Below are 17,883 nucleotides of genomic sequence, written 5' to 3'. Positions count from 1 at the left end.
TCCGGGCGCGTCCGGGCGGAACGGACTGCTTCCGGAGGGGCCGCCGCGGCGGGCGTGCAGACCCGTGGGAACGGAGCAACGGCTCCGGGCCGCCGCGCCGGGTGCACGCCCCCGGAGCTGCGGCTACCGCCTGGCGTAGAGGTCCTCCAGCGCCCGGGCGTGGTCGGCGACGACGGCGGACCGCTTCAGCTTGAGGGTGGGCGTCAGGTGCCCCGACTCGACGCTGAACTCGACGTCGAGCACGGTGAACTTCCGGATCTGCTCCGCCTGCGACACGGTGGCGTTCGCGGCGTCGACGGCGGACTGCAGGTCGGCGAGCACCTCGGCGTCCTGCGCGGCCTGCTCCGCGGTCAGGCCGGACCGGCCGTGCGCGGCGGCCCAGGGCTCGAGGGCCTCCCGGTCCAGGCTGATGAGCGCGGCGACGAACGGCCGGCCCTCGCCGACGACGACGGCCTGGCCGACGAGCGCGTTCTCCCGGAGCTTCTCCTCGAGCGGGCCGGGCGCCACGTTCTTGCCGCCCGCGGTCACGAGCAGATCCTTCTTCCGCCCGGTGATGGTCAGGAAGCCGTCCTCGTCGAGCGCGCCGAGGTCGCCGGTCCTGAAGTAGCCGTCGTCGGTGAACACCTCCGCCGTCGCGGCGTCGTTGCGGTGGTACCCGGCGAAGATTCCCGCGCCCTTCACCTGCACCTCGCCGTCGTCGTCCAGCCGGACGCTGGTGCCGGGCATCGGGATGCCGACGGAGCCGACGCGCGTCAGGGACACGGTGTTCACCGTGCACGGGGCGGTGCTCTCGGTGAGGCCGTAGCCCTCCTGCACCAGGATCCCGGCGCCGCGGAAGAAGTGGGTCAGGTGCTCGCTGAGCGGGCTGGCCCCGGACACCGTGTAGGTGACCTCGCCGCCGAAGACGTCCCGCAGCCGGGGGTAGAGGAGCCTGTCGAAGACCGCGTGCGAGGCCCGCAGGACGGGGGAGGGGCCGCGTCCGCCCCGGCCGCGCGCGTCCACCGCCCGCGAGTAGGCGACGGCGGTGCGCTCGCCGGCCGCGAAGAGGCGCCCCTTGCCCGCCTCCGCCGCACGCCGGCCCGCCGTGGCGTGGATCTTCTCGAAGATGCGCGGGACGGCGAGCAGGAACGTGGGCTTGAAGGTCGTCAGGTCCTCGAGCAGCTGCGACGACGAGCCGGAGTGCGCGAGCGTGATGCCGCCGGTGAAGCACACCACCTGCACGGCCCGCGCCAGCACGTGCGCCAGGGGCAGGAACATGAGGGTCCGGGCGTTCTCCTGCTTCAGGAACTCCGGCAGGAACTCGAGGGTGTTGACGGCGAAGAGCGCGAAGTTGCCGTGCGTGATCACGCAGCCCTTCGGGCGTCCCGTAGTGCCCGAGGTGTAGACGATCGATGCGGCGTCGTCGAGGCCGCGCGAGGACCGCGCCGCTTCGAGGGCGTCGTCGGACACCGAGGCCCCGGCCTCGCCGAGCGTCGCGAGGGTCGCCACGCCGTCGATCGGCTCGGCGTCCAGCCGGACCACGGGGATGGCATCCGACCGGCCGGACCGCGCCGCGGCGTCCAGGACGAGCTGCTCCTTGTGCTCGTCCTCGACGAACACGAGCACGGGCTGCGCGTCCTCGAGGATCCAGGCGACCTGATGGGCGGAGGAGGTCTCGTAGACGGGGACGGTGACCGCACCGGCGAACCAGATCGCGACGTCGGCGAGCGTCCACTCGTAGCGCGTCCTCGACATCACGGCGACGGCGTCCCCCGGCCGCACGCCCTGCGCCACCAGTCCCTTGGCCAGGCGCCTGACCTGCTGCAGGAACTCCGCCGCCGGGACGTCCCGCCACTGCGTGCCCGACCGCAGCGCGTACAGCGCACGCCCCGGCTGGGTGTCGCAGGTCCGCAGCAGGAGGTCGGTGGTGTTGCTCGCCGACGGCAGGTCGACGAGGAGTTCCGTGATGGCTTCGCGCACCGGTGTTCGCTTTCGTTCGGGAAGTTCGGGGAGTTCGGGAAGTTCCGGGAGGAGTTCAGGGGGCCGCGGCCTAGATCCAGCTGGGCAGCCACATGCGGTCGCGCCACTGGTCGTAGGGGATGACCTCGGCGGTCCAGATGGGCAGGAAGTAGGCCGACAGCGCGACGGCGGCGGCGACGAACAGCCCCACCAGCACGATACCCCTCCGGCGGCGGGCCCCGTCCGCCGCGGGCCCGCCGAGCACGAGGCCGAGGCAGTACACCAGCGCGAGCACGAGGTACGGCTCGAAGGCCACGGCGTAGAAGTAGAAGGTGGTGCGCTCCGGGTACAGGAACCAGGGCAGGTAGCCTGCGGCGACGCCGGTGAGGATGGCCGCGGCGCGCCAGTCGCGTCGGCCCAGCCAGACGAACAGGAGCACCACGAGGGACAGGGCGGCGCTCCACCAGATGAGCGGGTTGCCGAGCACGGTCACCGCCTGCGAGCAGGCCTCCGCCCCGCACCCGGCCGGCTTCTCGTAGAAGAACGACGTCGGGCGGCCCACCACGAGCCACGACCAGGCGCTCGCCTCGTACGGGTGGTCGGAGCCGAGGCCCTGGTGGAAGGTGTAGGCGCTGCGGTGGTACTCGGCGAGGGAGCGGAGCCCGTCCGGCAGCCAGCCCCACTGCTCGGACGGGTTCTGCGCCGCCCAGCGGCGGTCGTAGGCATCCGAGGACAGGAACCAGCCCGTCCACGTGGCCAGATAGGTGAGTGCTGCCAGCGGGACGAGGCAGGCGAAGGCGAGCAGGCCGTCCTTCAGCGCCGCCCCCAGCACCCAGTGGTGCACGCCGGCGATGCGGCGCGCGCTCATGTCCCAGGCGACGGTCATCAGGCCGAACGCGGCGATGAACGGCAGGGCCGACCACTTCGTGCCGAGGGCCAGCCCGAGGCACACCCCCGCGGCCAGGCGCCATGGTCGGAAGCCCAGGAACGGGCCGTACGCCAGCTGGGCACGGGAGGGGATTCTGCCGTCCGCCCGGGCGGCGAGCCGGGCCGCGAGGCGTCGTCGTCCGTCGTCGCGGTCCACCAGGAGTGCCGCGAACGCGGCGAGGAGCCAGAAGCTGAGGAAGATGTCCAACAGCGACGTGCGCGACTGCACCAGATGGTGCCCGTCGACGGCGAGGAGCAGCCCGGCCGCGGCCCCGAGGAGCGGCGAGCCGAACATCCGGCGGGCGACGACGGCGAGCAGGAGCACCGAGAGGGTCCCGACGGCGGCTGCGGAGAAGCGCCAGCCGAACGCGTTGTCCGCGCCGAACAGCAGCATGCCGAACGCGATCATCCACTTGCCCACCGGCGGGTGCACCACGTAGTCGGGGGTGCCGAGCAGGACGTCGGGGGCGCCGGCGTTGAAGGAGTCGTTCGCGTCCTCGGGCCATTCACGCTCGTAGCCGGACTGCAGCAGCGAGTAGGCGTCCTTGACGTAGTAGGTCTCGTCGAACACGAGGGACGCCGGGTCGCCCAGGCGCACGAAGCGCAGGATCCCGGCGATCAGGGCCACGGCCAGCGGGAGGACCCAGTGCAGGGATCCGCCCGACGCCGCTCCCAGGAGCCGGGCCAGCAGCGCGTCGCGCGTGAAGGCGAGGGAGGGGGCGAGGACCCAGGATCCGGCCGGCTGAGGGCTGTCGCGTCGGTCTCGGACGGCGGTGGGACTCACCCTGCCATGCTACCGGCGGCGACGGCGCGGACCCCGCACCCGGACCCGCACCCGGCCGCGTGCCCGCCCGGGCGGAGCGTAGGCTGGTGCGGTGAACCAGCCACTCGACGACGCCGCCCCCGACCCCGTCCGGGAGGACCCCGACACGGACCAGGGGGACCAGCCCGGCGACGCCCGGGAGGACGCCGACGCCGTAGACCGGCCCGAGGACGCGGACCAGCTTGACGACGCGGACCAGCCCGACGACGCCGCCCGGACCCCCGTCACGGCCTACCGCGGCACGGCCGGCGACGACAGCGGCCGGGGGCGGATCGTCCTCGCGGCGACGCCCATCGGCAACATGGGGGACGCCACCGAACGGCTGATCGGCCTGCTGCACACCGCCGACGTCGTCGCCGCCGAGGACACGCGCCGGCTCCACCGCCTGGTGCAGGCGCTCGGCGTCACCGTGACCGGCCGGGTCATCAGCTACCACGAGCACAACGAGGCCGAGCGCACCCCGGAGCTGCTGGACCTCGTCCGGGAGGGCGCGACCCTCCTGATGGTGACGGACGCCGGCATGCCCTCGGTCTCGGATCCCGGCTACCGCCTGGTGGAGGCCGCCGTCGGCGAGGGCCTCGACCTGACGTCCGTGCCGGGCGCCTCCGCGGTCCTCGCCGCGCTCGCACTGTCCGGGCTGCCCACCGACAGGTTCTGCTTCGAGGGATTCCTGCCCCGCAAGCCGGGCGTGCGGGCGGGCCGGCTCGCGGACCTCGCCGCGGAACGCCGCACGATGGTGTTCTTCGAGGCGCCGCACCGCCTCGAGGCGATGCTGCGCTCGCTCCAGCAGGCGTTCGGCTCGGACCGGCAGGCCGCCGTGGCCCGCGAACTGACCAAGGTGCACGAGCAGGTCCTCCGCGGATCCCTCCTCGAACTCCTCCAGTGGGCGCAGGACAGCGAGGTGCGCGGCGAGATCGCCGTCGTCCTCGCCGGTGCCCCGGAGGTGCCGCCCTCCGAGCCGGCCGACCACGTGGCCGAGGTGAACGCCCTCCTGGACGGCGGGATGCGCCTCAAGGACGCCGTGGCGGCGGTCTCCGCCGACGCCCGCGTCAGCAAGCGGGAGCTGTATGCCGCGGTGATCGCCGCGCGCTGAGCCCATGCCCCGCGGAGCTGTGCACTCGTCCAAAGGGAAGGGCTTTCTGTGGTGCAGCCCCTACTGGACACCCGTTCGTCGCCCGGTCTAGCGTGAGCGGGAATGCCCCTCGGGGCGCGCCCCGAACGAAGGAGCCCACACATGGCTGTCACCGCCGACCAGGAGAAGGCCGTACTCGACAAGGTGCCCACCGGGCTCCTCATCGATGGACAGTGGCGGGCGTCGTCGTCCGGCGCCACCTTCGACGTCGAGGATCCCGCGACCGGCCGCACCCTGCTCACGCTGGCTGACGCCACCCCCGAGGACGGCATGGCCGCCCTCGACGCCGCCGTGGCCGCGCAGGCCGACTGGGCCCGCACCGCTCCGCGCGAGCGGGGCGAGATCCTGCGCCGGGCCTTCGACCTCGTCACCGCGCGCGCCGACGAATTCGCCCTTCTGATGACGCTCGAGATGGGCAAGCCGCTGGCCGAGGCGCGCGGCGAAGTCACCTACGGCGCGGAGTTCCTTCGCTGGTTCTCCGAGGAGGCCGTGCGCACCTCGGGCCGGTACTCCACCTCACCCGACGGGAAGTCCCGCCTCCTCGTGAGCAAGAAGCCTGTGGGGCCGTGCCTGCTCATCACGCCGTGGAACTTCCCGCTGGCGATGGCGACGCGGAAGATCGCCCCGGCCATCGCCGCCGGGTGCACCATGGTGCTCAAGCCCGCGAACCTGACGCCCCTCACGTCCTCCCTCTTCGCCACCGTACTGCAGGAGGCGGGCCTGCCCGCCGGGGTGCTGAACATCGTCAACACCACCACCGCCGGGGATGTCACCGGACCGCTCATCGAGGACGCGCGCCTGCGCAAGCTCTCCTTCACCGGGTCCACCCCGGTGGGCCGGAGCCTCCTCGCGGCCGCCTCCAAGAACGTGCTGCGGACCTCCATGGAGCTCGGCGGCAACGCACCGTTCGTGGTGTTCGAGGACGCCGACCTCGACGCCGCCGTGACCGGCGCCATGCTCGCGAAGCTCCGGAACATGGGCGAGGCCTGCACGGCCGCGAACCGCTTCATCGTCCACGAGTCGGTGGCCGACCGCTTCGCCGCGGCCCTCGCCGAGCGCATGGAGACCATGACGCCGGCCCGCGGCACTGAGGACGCCTCGAAGCTCGGCCCGCTGATCGACCAGAAGAGCCGCGACAAGGTCCACGAGCTCGTGACCGCGGCCGTCGGGGACGGCGCGGTCGCCGTCACCGGTGGCGCCCCCGTGACCGGGGACGGCTACTTCTACCAGGCCACCGTCCTGAAGGACGTCCCCCGGACCTCCCGCATCATGCAGGAGGAGATCTTCGGCCCCGTGGCACCGATCGTCACGTTCAGCACCGAGGACGAAGCCGTGGAACTGGCGAACGACACCGAGTACGGCCTCGTGGCCTACGTCTTCACCCGCGACCTCAACCGCGGCCTGCGGATGGGCGAGCGGCTGGACACCGGCATGCTGGGCCTCAACGCTGGCGTGGTGTCCAACGCGGCGGCACCCTTCGGCGGCGTCAAGCAGTCCGGCCTCGGCCGCGAGGGCGGCGCCGAGGGCATCGAGGAGTACCTGTACACGCAGTACGTGGGGATCGCCGACCCCTACGCCTCCTAGGGCTCGGCCCCGAAAGGGGGCTCGGCCCCGCACGAGGGCTTGAGGACACACGAAGGCCGGCACCCCGCGGGTGCCGGCCTTCCGCGCGCCCGGCGTCCAACCGGGGTTCAGCGGCGCCCGCTGCTCCGGAAGCGGTGGAGCAGCGACCGCGGGAACAGCCGGGCCCTGACCCGGGTGGGCCACGAACTGCCCGCCCGGAGTGCACGGGTGACGGTGTCGACGTCGTCCCAGCGCGGCGCCGCCGCCCGTGTCCGGGTGGACGTCGGGGCCTGTCCGGGCGGGGGCACCGGAACGGATCCGGTGCCGTGGTCCGCGTACTCCTCGTATTCGTAGGAGGCCCGCAGGCGCGAGAGGGACGTGGCGGGGGCGCCGTCGAACCGGGCATCGCGGGTGAGCCGCCCCGCGAACGCGCGCGGCGTGTCCGTCGGCTCGAGCCGGTACCCGTAGTCCCCGGCGATCTCCGTGGTCTCGGCCCAGGCCGCCGTTGCCGCCCCGTCCCCGCCGGCGCTGCCCGGGGCGCCTGCGGCCTCGCGGACGACGACGGTGCGGCGTCGGGCGCGGGTCCTCGCCGTCCGCACGAGCAGCGGCAGGAGCGCGAGCAGCACCACGCCGACGCCGGTCAGCGTGCCGGCCACGGAGTGGGCCTCGGCCTCCGCCGTTCCGCTCCCGGCCCGGGCCTCGCCTTCCGCGGGGTCCGTCGCGGGCGCCGACGCGTCCGCGACGTCCGGGAGGCTGCCGGGGTTCAGCGCATCGGTGTCGTCCGCCCGGGGTCCCACCGGCGAGAACGCCTGCTGCGCATAGGTGGGCACCACGCCGCGGGACGGGGTGGGCTCGAACCGCACCCAGCCCACGCCCTCGAAGTAGAGCTCGGGCCACGCGTGCGCGTTGCGGGAGTCGACCACGAACTCTCGGAGTTCCGTGCCGTCAGGCCCCTCCTCGGTGTCACCGGTGGGGCTGCCCGGGGTGTATCCGATCGCGACGCGGCTGGGGATGCCCGCCGCGCGGGCCATGACCGCCATGGTGCCGGCGTAGTGCACGCAGTACCCGGATTTCGCCTCGAGGAAGCGGGCCATCACGTCCATGCCGCTGCCGTCGTAGCCGCCGTCCACGGGGGCTTCCTCCGAGTAGGCGAAGTCGGGGCCGCGGAGGTAGCTCTGGATGGCGAGGGCCTTGTCGTAGGGGTTCACGAACTCGTCCGTGACCTCCGCGGTCCTGTCGCGGACGATTCCCGGGGTGTCCTCCGGCAGGTCCGTGAAGACGTCGGCGACGGCGTCGGAGGCCGCCGGTCCGATCACGCCGAGCCCCTCGCGCGTGAGCCCGGCCGTGCGGCTCCGCACCAGGTAGTCCTGGCGGGCGGTCGACCCGCCGTCGGTGGCGAGGATGGAGAGGTTCGCCGGATCCCAGGCCCACGTCCCGGCGAGGTTCGTGACGCCCGTGGCCGCGTAGGGGGTCAGGAGCCAGGGGCTCGCATAGCTGGCCGTGGTGACCCGCGTGAACACCGTGCTGCCCTCGGGCGGGTTCTCCGGCGTGCCGGCCTCCGCCCCGATCTCCGCCACGCCCGTCTCGCGGTCGTTGATGCGCTGGTCGGGCTCCCAGCGCCGGCCGCTGAAGTCCTCGAGGGTCACGGCCCGGAGATAGAGGGGGGCATCCGAAGTGGTGGCGTAGGTGATGCGGCCGAACCCGGTGGGATTGCGGAGGTCGTTGCCGAGCGTCACTGCAGGGTTGAGGCCGGTGGCCGTCCCCCAGACGTTGAACCGGGCACCTTGCGGGAAGGCGCCGGAGTTGAACCCCGGGATGACCGTCGGCAGCGCCACCGTCACGGCGAGCGCCGCCGCGCCGATGATCGCGGCCCGGCCCGCGAAGCCGGTGGACGCGCGGGCGCCGCCCGAGGCGAGACGGTCCTCGCGCCGCTGCGCGACGGCCAGGAGCAGCAGGAACGCCAGGACGGTGGCCACGAAGGCGGACAGCCCGACGCCGTCGGGCTTGACGACGGCGGGGGTCACCAGGATGGCGAAGAGCCCGAGGCCGCTCGCCGCCGGCATGCGGACGGTCGTCGAGAAGATGTCGACGATGACGGCGAGGAGCCCCAGGGCGGCGCAAATAACCAGGACCAGGCCCGCTCCCGGCAGGACGGGCGCCACCTGGGAGACGACAGTCTCCTCCGCCTGGGCGAGGAGTCGCTGCAGTTCGAACGCGGTGCCCGGCCCCGGGACGACCCCGAGGAGGCTCTGCCGCGGGAAGAACTGGGCCGTGAGCGTCCCGACGAGCGCGAGCACGCCGACCAGCGCCGTGAGCGCGCCGCCCAGGCGCACGGTCCTGGTCAGGGCCATGGCGAGGAGCACGGGGATGAGCGTCCGGAGCACGGGGCCGAGCCAGGTCCACGGCTCGACGACGCCGTTGAGGCTGGTGGAGGCGGCGAGGACGGCGAGCAGGACGGTGCCGGTGACGGCCCAGTGCCACGGGTCGCCCGGCGGCGCCGGGCGCGGCGCGGGGGGAGCGGGTGTCGGCGCGGGGCGGGAGAGGGTGGCGGTCATGGCCGGCTCCCGGGCAGGGAGGCGTCCGGGCGCCCGGACGGCGTGGGGCCTGCGGCCGGTGAGGCGTGCGCCGCGCTCCGGCCGACGGCGTGTTCGAGGCCCGCCCACACGGCGGGCAGCCCGGCCGAGGGCGACGCCGCCGTGGCATGCCAGCCCGCCTCCCGGAGGATGTCGAGCTGGGCGCGGGAGTCGGCGGGACGGTCGGCGGCGAGGATGGCGTAGGCCGGCGACCCGTAGTCGGAGGCCGAGGCGAGGACGTGTGCCTCCTCCGTGGTGATCAGGCCGAGGACGGCGATCAGCGGTCCCCGGTGCCGGGTCGCGGCGAGGCGGTCGAGGAGGTCGTCGCCGAAGACGGCGTGCGGGGTCCGGGCGTGCGGGGTCTTCGCGGGTGTCTCGGCCTCCTGCCCGCGCACGCGGCGTACCGCGCTCCGGGCGGCCTCGCCGGCCCGCACGGCGGTGCTGCCCGAGCGGTCGACGTGGCCGGGTGCCCGGTGCCCGGTCTCCGGGGCGAGTCCGAGCGCCGCGAGTCCCTCGGCGATGCCCTCGACGGCGCCCTGGCCGTGGTGCTCCTCCTCGGAGGGGAGCGGCGCCGAGGGGGAGTGCAGGAGCGCGGGGGCGCCCTGCTGGTCGAGGAAGCGCAGCGCGTAGCCGCGTTCGAGCAGGTGTGCGCTGATCGACATGGCGGCCGTGACCGCCCACTCGAAGGTCGGCGACGTGGACAGCGTGCTGTCGCCCGCGTCAGCGCCGAAGACCGCGCTGAAACCGGTGCTGAAGCTGGAGTGCCGCCGGTCGAGCAGCAGGGTGGCCTGGGGTGTGGTGACCGATTCCTCCTGGCGGACCATGAGTTCGCTGTGGCGCGCGGTCGCGGCCCAGTGCACGCGCCGCAGGGAATCGCCGTGCCGGTACTCGCGCGTCATGACGTCGTCGTCGCTCGGGTTGGCCTGGCGTCGCGTGACGGCCATGCCGTCGTTGCCGCGGGACCCGGCGAGCGCGGAGCCGAGCAGTTCCACCGGCGCGGGGGTGACCACCAGCGGGTCCGCCGTCCCGAGGACGTGGCGTGACTTCCCGAGGCCGAACGGGTCCGTGAACTCGGCGGTGACGGGCCCGATGTCGTAGACCCCGCGCGAGGTGGAGCGGATCCGGTACTCGTAGAGGGAGACGCCGTCGCGGGTGGGGTTGCGGGAGGGGTAGCTGAACCGGGGCGCCTGGCCGAACCGCGCGGGGAGCCGCTCCTCCATGGCGATGCTCGCCCCGCCGGCGACGCTCGCCGTGAGGGAGAGCGTGACGGTGGACGTCGACCCGATCTCCATGGTCTGGGGCTGGAACCGCCGGTTCACCGTGAACCGCGGTTTGACGAGCCGGAGGACGACGACGGAGGCCAGCGGCAGGGCGAGCAGCAGGACCCCCACGTAGAGCAGGTCCCGGCGGCCGAGCACCTGCGCGAAGAGCAGGGCGACAACGGCGGTCAGGACGAACCCCCAGCCACGGACCGTGAGGAGACCCGACGGGAGCTTCTCGATGAGGTTCATCAGGGACCCTAGGAGGTGGGGATGCCGGGACGGGGGAGGGTCATCGCCGGGGCGCCTCCCGGGTCACGGGGACGCGGGAGAGGACGTCCGCCACGATGCCGGACGCCGTCTCGCCGGCGCTCGTGGCCTTGCGGTCGAGCAGCAGCCGGTGGGCGAGGACGGCGTCGGCGATCGCCGCGATGTCGTCGGGGAGGACGAAGTCGCGGCCCTCGAGCGCGGCGCCGGCCTTCGCGGCCCGCAGCAGCTGCAGCAGCGACCGCGGGCTCGCGCCGAGCCTCAGCCGCGGGTGCTCCCGGGTGGCACGGCCGAGGGCCACCGTGTAGTCCTTCACGGCCGGGGAGACGTACACCTCGCGGACCTGGCGCATCATCCCGGCGATGTCCTCCACACCGGCCACCGGGCGGATGGCTGCGAGCGGTGACACGGACTGGTGGGTCTCCAGCATGTCGGCCTCCGCGCGGGCATCCGGGTAACCCATGGAGATCCGGGCCATGAAGCGGTCGCGCTGCGCCTCCGGGAGGGGGTAGGTGCCTTCCATCTCGATCGGGTTCTGCGTGGCGACCACCATGAACGGGTCACCGAGCTGGTGCGTGTGCCCGTCCACGGTCACCTGGTGCTCCTCCATGCATTCGAGCAGGGAGGACTGCGTCTTGGCCGAGGCGCGGTTGATCTCGTCGCCGATCACGATGTTCGCGAAGACCGGGCCGGGCCGGAACTCGAACCGCCGGGAGTCCTGGTTGTAGATGGAGACCCCGGTGACGTCGGAGGGCAGCAGGTCCGGGGTGAACTGGATGCGGTTCACGGTGCAGTCGATCGTCCGGGCGAGGGTCTTCGCGAGCAGGGTCTTCCCGACCCCCGGCACGTCCTCGAGGAGCAGGTGCCCCTGGGCCAGGAGCACCGTGAGGGCGAGCCGCGCGGCCTCGGGCTTGCCGTCGATCACCGTCTGGATGGAGTCGAGGATGCGCGTGGCGATGGCGTAGAAGCCGGCCTCGGGGTCCGGGGCCGTCACGAGCCGCGGATCCGCGGCGACCTCGGCGATGTTGTGCTGGACGTCCATCGGTACCCTCCATGCGGGCGGCCGAGCGGTGCCGTGAGGCCGGAATCGCTCGACACGCAGGGGACGGCGCGGCCGTTCCGGCGCTGGGCGGGTCGGACCGAGCTGAATGATTCAACAGGTTACTCGCTCAACTTGCTTCCCGGGCAAATGGTTCCCTGCCACAACTAGGCTGGGATCATGTGTACCAGCGCCTCGCCCGCCCCCCATCCCTACGCGGTGGGGGAGACGCCGCCCGCCTACCGCGACCCGGACGACGCCGGGACGTCCGACGGCGCCGACGGCGTCGGGGATGGCACCCCGGCCGCCCGTCGACGCCGCAAGGGCGCGTACCTGCCGCTGCCGGAGCCGCTACCGGTGCCCGTGATCGACAACCACACGCACTTCGACTTCCGGGAGGGGGCGGTCGAGGTGTCGATCCGCGAGGCCCTGGACGCGGCCGGTGCCGCCGGGGTGCGGGGCGCGGTCCAGGTGGGCACGGACCTGGCGTCCTCGCGGTTCACCGCCGCCGTCGTCGAGCAGGACACCCGGCTCCTCGGGGCGGTGGCCCTGCATCCCAACGACGCCCCGCTGCTGGCCGCGGCAGGGACGCTCGACGACGCCCTCTCGGAGATCGAGCAGCTCGCCGCCGGGCCGCGGATCCGCGCTCTCGGCGAGACGGGCCTGGACTACTTCCGCACCGGCGAGGACGGCCGGGACAGCCAGCGGGCGTCCTTCCGCAGTCACATCGACATCGCCCGCCGGCTGGGGAAGGCCCTGCAGATCCACGACCGCGAGGCGCACGACGACGTCGTGGCCACCCTGCTCTCCGACACGGCACCGGACCGCGTGGTGCTCCACTGCTTCTCGGGTGATGCCGACCTCGCGCGGACCTGCAACGAGCACGGCTGGTACATGTCCTTCGCGGGCACCGTCACCTTCAAGAACGCCGCGAACCTGCGCGAGGCCCTCCTCGTGGCCGATCCGGCGCTCGTCCTGACCGAGACCGACGCCCCGTTCCTCACCCCGCACCCGTACCGCGGCCGGCCCAACGCCTCCTACGCCGTCCCGTACACCGTCCGCGCGATGGCGGGGATCCTGGACGCCGACCTCGACGCCCTGTGCGCCCGGCTGACCGCGAACACCGAAGCCGTCTACGGCAGCTGGGACTGACCCGGGCCCGGAGCCGCCCGCCGGCGGACCCGTAGCGCGGACCCGTAGCGCGCACCCGAAAAACGGGTGGCGGGCGGACGGCATCCCAGTGTCCGCTCCCACCCGGTCGGGTGGGCGGCACGCGTGCCGGGCCCTGCACGCCTCCGTAAGGTCGTCGAGAGGCAGAGCCGCCCGCCGCGTCGCACCGGTGCAGGCGATGCCCGCGCCGCCGTCCTTCTCCTGAGACCGGAAGTCGGCGGCATCGGTGCTCTCCCGCCCAGACGGGAGACCACCCGACGGGCCGGCGGCGCCCGGAGCCCCTCCTGAGACCGGGGGTTCCACCAGGCGCCGCCGGTTCCGGCATACCCGGACCGATACGATGGCAGGGTGACAACGCCCCCCGCCGCCGGCCCGCCCGCACCCCTCTTCGGCGCAGCGGACATCCGCCGCCTGGCAGCGGAGGTGGACATCCGACCCACCAAGACCCTCGGCCAGAACTTCGTGATCGACGGCAACACCATCCGCCGTATCGTCGCCGCCGCGCACCTCGGCCCCGCCGAGACCGTCCTCGAGGTGGGTCCCGGCCTCGGCTCCCTCACCCTCGGCCTGCTCGACGCCGCGGAGCGCGTCGTCGCCGTCGAGATCGATCCCGTCCTCGCCGGGAAGCTGCCGGAGACCATCGCCCGGTGGCGGCCCGAGCGCGCCGCGGCCCTCGATGTCGTCCTCGAGGACGCCCTGCGCGTGACATCCCTGCCGCACGCCCCCACCTCGCTCGTGGCGAACCTGCCCTACAACGTCGCCGTCCCCGTGGTCCTGAACCTGCTGGAACGGTTCCCCTCCCTCACCCACGGGCTCGTCATGGTGCAGGACGAGGTGGCGGACCGGCTCGCCGCCCCACCCGGGTCCAGGACCTACGGCGTCCCGTCCGTGAAGGCCGCCTGGTACTCGGGCATGACCAAGGCCGGGGTGATCGGCATGAACGTGTTCTGGCCGGCGCCGAAGATCGCCTCGGGCCTCGTCCGCTTCACCCGCAGGGAACCGCCCGCGACCACGGCGACGCGCGAGCAGGTGTTCGCCGTCATCGACGCCGCGTTCGCCCAGCGCCGGAAGACGCTGCGTGCGGCGCTCGCCGGGTGGGCGGGCAGTCCCGTCCTCGCGGAGCAGGCCCTCCGGGCCGCCGGGGTGGACCCGACCGCGCGGGGCGAGGTCCTCGACATCACGGCCTTCGCGCGCATCGCGGAGGCCCGCGTGGACGCCCCGGGCGCCGCGCCCACGCACTGACGCACGGCCCTGCTCCGGCCGATCCGATCGGCGCCCTGACCAGGCTCAGCTATACACAGGATCAGCCCTGACCAGGATCAGCCGTCGGGGGAGTACGGGCGACGTCGGGCTGGGCGAGCCGCAGGTCCCGCAGCCTCGCCTTCAGCACGCCGGCGAGCCGATCGTGGCCGGCCTGGGTCAGGTGTACCGCGTCGGCCAGGAGGGCGTCGGCCCGGTAGCGGGTCAGCCAGTCGCCCACACCGATGAACGGGACCCGATGGTGCGCGGCGTACGCGCCCAGGACGCCGTCCACGGCGGTACGCCGCCCACCGCCGTGCGCAGCGTCCCGTGCCAGGGTCCCGATCAGAACGATCCTCGATGACGGGTAGGTCCGGGCCAGTGTGGAGACGACGGACCCGGCACCCCGGGTGATCTGCGCGTCGCTCGCACCCTGGGTGGCGTCGTTGCCTCCGCCCTGGACGACGATCAGCGCCGGGTCCGTGCAGGGGAGGGCCCACTGTCCCCGGGACAGCGCGGTGGGGTAGTTCGTGGCGCCGAAGCCGTTCGCGGCCACGAACCCCGTCCCGCCTGCGCCGACGTACCGGACGTCGTATCCTGCCTCGCGCAGCCCGGCCTGCGGCCAGGTCCGCTCGGCGGGGACGCCGGCCGCGCCGGCGGACTGGGAGTCGCCGATCAGCAGTGCCGTCCGCTCCGGCACCCCGGGGCCGGAGCCGACCGCATCGGTGCACCGGGCGAGGGGTGATTGCGCGGTGCCGGCCGGTGCGGTGGGGGCGCCACCGCCGGCGGCCCCCACGAGGAGCAGGAGGCCGACGGCGGCTTCCGCGACCATGGTCATGACCGCCCGACGACGTGTGCGTCCCGTTCCGCGCATGTTGTCCCCCCGCCAGCGTCCGAACCCTGAACCGGCCACCGATGCAGCGAGCATCGACAGCAGCATTATGGGCCAGGACCGCCGAAAGCACATCGGGCCGCATCCCGCCGGGCCGGGGCGGGACGCTGCCGCCCGCCCCGGCATCCCGCGACGGTGCCTTCGGGCCCGGAACACGCGTGCGTTAGGTTGGTGGGTATGGCCTCGGGCAGAACAGTCGACATGCGCTCCGGCGCCCGGTCCGTGCGCGTGCGGGCCCCGGGCAAAATCAATGTCTCCCTCACGGTGGGCCCTCCCCGGGAGGACGGATACCACGGGATCGCCAGCGTCTTCCTCGCGGTGTCCCTGTACGAGGAGGTCACGGCCACGGAGACCTCCGGGGACGGCATCGGCGTGAGCGTCAACGGTGAGGGCACCCTGAACCTCCCGGCCGCGTCCATCCCGCTGGACCGCACGAACCTCGCGGTCCGGGCCGCAGAGCTCCTCGCAGAGCTCAGCCCCGGGCGCACCGGAGTGCACCTCGACATCACCAAGCGCGTGCCCATCGCCGGCGGCATGGGTGGCGGGTCGGCGGACGCCGCCGCGGCCCTGCTCGCCTGCAACGCCCTGTGGGGCAGCGGCTTCACGCGCGACGAACTGGCGAGGATCGCCGTCGACCTCGGCGCGGACGTCCCGTTCGCGCTCGTCGGAGGGACCGCCGTCGGGCTCGGGGTGGGGGACCGCCTCACGCCGGCCATCTCGAAGACCCCCCTGCACTGGGTCCTCGTTCCCTCCGACTACGGCCTGTCCACCCCCGAGGTGTACCGCACGCTGGACAGGATCCGCGACCGCGAGGGCATCCACCCCGACCCGCAGCCGGCCATCGACCCCGCGATCCTCGGCGCCATGCGCGCGGGTGACGCCCTCGGGCTGGCACCGCTGCTGCACAACGACCTCCAGCGGGCCTCGATCGAGCTCGCCCCCGGGCTGGGCGATATCCTTGAGGCGGGGAAGACCGCTGGTGCGCTCGCCGGGATCGTGTCCGGATCGGGTCCCACCATCGCCTTCCTCACCCAGAGCTCGGGTCACGCGGCCGAACTGGAATCGCTCCTGGAAGCCGAGGGGCTGCAGGCGATGACCGTCCACGGTCCGGCCCACGGGGCGCGGATCGCCACTGAATCCGCGGCCTGACCGCGCACCGTTCCAACCGAAAGCAGCTTCTCCTTGGCACACCTCCTCGGCGCCGAAAGCCTCAGCGTCGCCTTCGTCACCCGCACCATCCTGGACAACGTGTCCCTCGGCCTCGAGGCCGGTGACCGCATCGGGGTGGTGGGCCGCAACGGTGACGGCAAGTCCACCCTCATGCGGCTCCTCGCCCAGCGCAGCGCCCCCGACTCCGGCCGGGTCACCAAGCGGCGCGACGTCTCCGTGGGCTACCTCGACCAGTCGGACGTGCTCGACGGCGACCTCGAGGTGGGGCGCGCGATCGTCGGTGACCAGGCGGACCACGAGTGGGCGTCCAACCCGAAGATCCGCGACGTCATGGGCGGGCTGGTCTCCGAGGTGGACTGGCACGCGAAGGTGTCCTCCCTCTCCGGCGGGCAGAAGCGCCGCGTGGCGCTGGCGAAGCTGCTGATCGCCGACGACGACGTCATCATGCTCGACGAGCCCACCAACCACCTCGACGTCGAGGGCGTCGCCTGGCTGGCCCGGCACCTCCAGCAGCGCTGGCGCCCCACCGAGGGCGGCATGCTCGTGGTCACCCACGACCGCTGGTTCCTCGACGAGGTCTGCAACCACACGTGGGAGGTCCACGACGCCGTCGTCGACGACTTCGACGGCGGGTACGCGGCCTACGTCCTCGCGCGCGCCGAGCGGGACCGCATGGCCTCCGTCGTCGAGTCCAAGCGCGTCCAGCTCGTCAAGAAGGAACTCGCCTGGCTGCGCCGCGGCGCCCCCGCCCGCACCGCGAAGCCGAAGTTCCGCATCGAGGCCGCGAACGAGCTCATCGCCGACGTCCCCGAACCCCGCGACTCGCTGGCCCTCAGCAAGATGGCCATGTCCCGGCTCGGCAAGGACGTCCTCGACCTCGAGGACGTCAGCCTGCGGATCGAGGACGCCGAGGGCGCCGAGCGCACCCTGTTCGACAAGATCACCCTGCGGCTCGCCCCGGGCCAGCGGCTCGGGCTCGTGGGGGTCAACGGCTCCGGCAAGACCACGCTCCTGCGGCTGCTCAACGGCGAGCTCCAGCCGAGCTCGGGCAAGTTCAAGCGCGGCAAGACGGTCCAGACCGCCGTGCTCTCGCAGGAGGTCAGGGAGCTCGACGACGTCGGCGACCGCCGCGTTATCGAGGTCATCGAGGCGGAGAAGCGCGTCTTCGCCGTCGGCGGCAAGGAAGTCTCGGCCAGCCAGCTCGTGGAGCAGCTCGGCTTCACCAACGAGAAGCAGTGGACGCGGGTCAGCGAGCTCTCCGGCGGTGAGCGGCGTCGCCTGCAGCTGCTGCGGCTGCTCGTGGGGGAGCCGAACGTGCTGATGCTCGACGAGCCCACCAATGACCTCGACACGGATACCCTGTCCGCCATCGAGGACGTCCTCGACGGCTGGCCCGGCACCCTCGTGGTGGTCTCCCACGACCGGTACCTCCTCGAGCGCGTCACGGACACCCAGATGGCGCTGCTCGGGGACGGGAAGCTCCGCGACCTGCCCGGCGGCGTGGACCAGTACCTCGAGCTGCGGAACGCGGCCGGCCCGCTCACGGCCACCGGCAGTGCGGCGTCCCCGGCCGTCAGCGGCGGGTCCGCCGGCACCACCTCCGAGGCCGAGCTGCGGCAGGCCCGCAAGGACCTCACGCGCATCGAGCGGCAGATCACCAAGGTGGACGCGCAGAAGGACAAGACGCAGAAGCAGATGGACGACGCCGGTGCGCGCCCGGACGCCGACTTCGAGCACATTAAGAGCCTGAACGCCCGCCTGCAGGAGCTGCAGGCGGAGATCGGGGACCTCGAGGGGCAGTGGATGGAGGCCGCCGAGGTCCTCGGCGAGTAGGCACCTGCCGCCTCCTGCCATGAGCCAAGTACTCCGCCGCTGAAGACAAGTAGCGGGC

General features: G+C 73.3%; 12 protein-coding genes. 6 read left to right on the top strand and 6 right to left on the bottom strand.

What is annotated here, in order from left to right; all coding sequences use genetic code 11:
- Positions 1-123 precede the first annotated feature (123 nt).
- Positions 124-1,959, bottom strand: coding sequence for an AMP-dependent synthetase/ligase (locus C4K88_RS07970; protein WP_104121100.1), 1,836 nt, complete (start codon positions 1,957-1,959; stop codon positions 124-126).
- A gap of 70 nt (positions 1,960-2,029) precedes the next feature.
- On the bottom strand, positions 2,030-3,649 hold the full coding sequence (locus C4K88_RS07965; RefSeq protein WP_104121099.1) for a dolichyl-phosphate-mannose--protein mannosyltransferase: 1,620 nt from the start codon (positions 3,647-3,649) through the stop codon (positions 2,030-2,032).
- 340 nt (positions 3,650-3,989) lie between these two features.
- On the opposite strand from C4K88_RS07965, the gene rsmI reads away from it, so the two are divergent.
- The gene (rsmI, locus tag C4K88_RS07960) at positions 3,990-4,781 is read left to right on the top strand and encodes a 16S rRNA (cytidine(1402)-2'-O)-methyltransferase (protein ID WP_241521802.1); all 792 of its coding nucleotides are present in this window, start codon (positions 3,990-3,992) and stop codon (positions 4,779-4,781) included.
- 141 nt (positions 4,782-4,922) lie between these two features.
- Positions 4,923-6,404, top strand: a complete 1,482-nt coding sequence (locus tag C4K88_RS07955; RefSeq protein ID WP_104121097.1) for an NAD-dependent succinate-semialdehyde dehydrogenase — start codon at positions 4,923-4,925, stop codon at positions 6,402-6,404.
- A gap of 107 nt (positions 6,405-6,511) precedes the next feature.
- On the opposite strand, the gene C4K88_RS07950 is transcribed toward C4K88_RS07955, so the two are convergent.
- Genes C4K88_RS07950 through C4K88_RS07940 form a run of 3 tightly spaced genes read right to left on the bottom strand, consistent with a single transcriptional unit; the run spans position 6,512 to position 11,524 of the window.
- Positions 6,512-8,938 carry a transglutaminase TgpA family protein gene (locus tag C4K88_RS07950; RefSeq protein ID WP_104121096.1) on the bottom strand — a complete coding sequence of 809 codons (2,427 nt, stop codon included), beginning with the start codon at positions 8,936-8,938 and terminating at the stop codon, positions 6,512-6,514.
- Positions 8,935-10,467 carry a DUF58 domain-containing protein gene (locus C4K88_RS07945; protein ID WP_104121095.1) on the bottom strand — a complete coding sequence of 511 codons (1,533 nt, stop codon included), beginning with the start codon at positions 10,465-10,467 and terminating at the stop codon, positions 8,935-8,937. Before C4K88_RS07945 ends, C4K88_RS07950 begins: the two co-directional genes overlap by 4 nt.
- Positions 10,468-10,507: 40 nt before the next feature.
- A complete protein-coding gene (locus tag C4K88_RS07940; RefSeq protein ID WP_104121094.1) occupies positions 10,508-11,524 on the bottom strand; it encodes an AAA family ATPase in 1,017 nt (338 codons plus the stop codon).
- Between the two features lie 177 nt (positions 11,525-11,701).
- Between C4K88_RS07940 and C4K88_RS07935 the strand changes: the two genes are divergently transcribed.
- Positions 11,702-12,673, top strand: a complete 972-nt coding sequence (locus C4K88_RS07935) for a TatD family hydrolase (RefSeq protein ID WP_104121093.1) — start codon at positions 11,702-11,704, stop codon at positions 12,671-12,673.
- A 366-nt stretch (positions 12,674-13,039) separates the two neighbouring features.
- Complete coding sequence (gene rsmA / locus C4K88_RS07930; RefSeq protein ID WP_104121092.1) at positions 13,040-13,933, top strand: 16S rRNA (adenine(1518)-N(6)/adenine(1519)-N(6))-dimethyltransferase RsmA; 894 nt, start codon at positions 13,040-13,042, stop codon at positions 13,931-13,933.
- A gap of 61 nt (positions 13,934-13,994) precedes the next feature.
- Here rsmA and C4K88_RS07925 read toward each other — a convergent pair whose 3' ends face one another.
- Entirely contained in the window at positions 13,995-14,858 is an 864-nt protein-coding gene (locus tag C4K88_RS07925) for an SGNH/GDSL hydrolase family protein (protein WP_167398996.1), read from the bottom strand.
- A 165-nt stretch (positions 14,859-15,023) separates the two neighbouring features.
- Between C4K88_RS07925 and C4K88_RS07920 the strand changes: the two genes are divergently transcribed.
- Positions 15,024-15,971: a 4-(cytidine 5'-diphospho)-2-C-methyl-D-erythritol kinase gene (locus C4K88_RS07920; RefSeq protein ID WP_241521774.1), complete on the top strand. Its 948-nt coding sequence runs from the start codon at positions 15,024-15,026 to the stop codon at positions 15,969-15,971.
- Between the two features lie 33 nt (positions 15,972-16,004).
- The gene (locus tag C4K88_RS07915; RefSeq protein WP_104121089.1) at positions 16,005-17,825 is read left to right on the top strand and encodes an ABC-F family ATP-binding cassette domain-containing protein; all 1,821 of its coding nucleotides are present in this window, start codon (positions 16,005-16,007) and stop codon (positions 17,823-17,825) included.
- Positions 17,826-17,883: the final 58 nt, after the last annotated feature.

It is taken from the genome of Arthrobacter pityocampae (assembly GCF_002927275.1).
GTDB lineage: Bacteria > Actinomycetota > Actinomycetes > Actinomycetales > Micrococcaceae > Arthrobacter_D > Arthrobacter_D pityocampae.
The sequence above is the reverse complement of the archived record's forward strand: the minus strand, read 5'-3'. Positions and strand labels throughout refer to the sequence as shown.

What these genes read in the sequence shown, in the direction of transcription:
- rsmI (WP_241521802.1), top strand. Translation starts at nt 3,990, where the DNA reads ATGGGGGACGCCACCGAACGGCTGATCGGCCTGCTGCACACCGCCGAC.
- C4K88_RS07955 (WP_104121097.1), top strand. Translation starts at nt 4,923, where the DNA reads ATGGCTGTCACCGCCGACCAGGAGAAGGCCGTACTCGACAAGGTGCCC.
- C4K88_RS07945 (WP_104121095.1), bottom strand. Translation starts at nt 10,467, where the DNA reads ATGAACCTCATCGAGAAGCTCCCGTCGGGTCTCCTCACGGTCCGTGGC.
- C4K88_RS07920 (WP_241521774.1), top strand. Translation starts at nt 15,024, where the DNA reads ATGCGCTCCGGCGCCCGGTCCGTGCGCGTGCGGGCCCCGGGCAAAATC.
- C4K88_RS07940 (WP_104121094.1), bottom strand. Translation starts at nt 11,524, where the DNA reads ATGGACGTCCAGCACAACATCGCCGAGGTCGCCGCGGATCCGCGGCTC.
- C4K88_RS07925 (WP_167398996.1), bottom strand. Translation starts at nt 14,858, where the DNA reads ATGCTCGCTGCATCGGTGGCCGGTTCAGGGTTCGGACGCTGGCGGGGG.
- C4K88_RS07950 (WP_104121096.1), bottom strand. Translation starts at nt 8,938, where the DNA reads ATGACCGCCACCCTCTCCCGCCCCGCGCCGACACCCGCTCCCCCCGCG.
- C4K88_RS07935 (WP_104121093.1), top strand. Translation starts at nt 11,702, where the DNA reads ATGTGTACCAGCGCCTCGCCCGCCCCCCATCCCTACGCGGTGGGGGAG.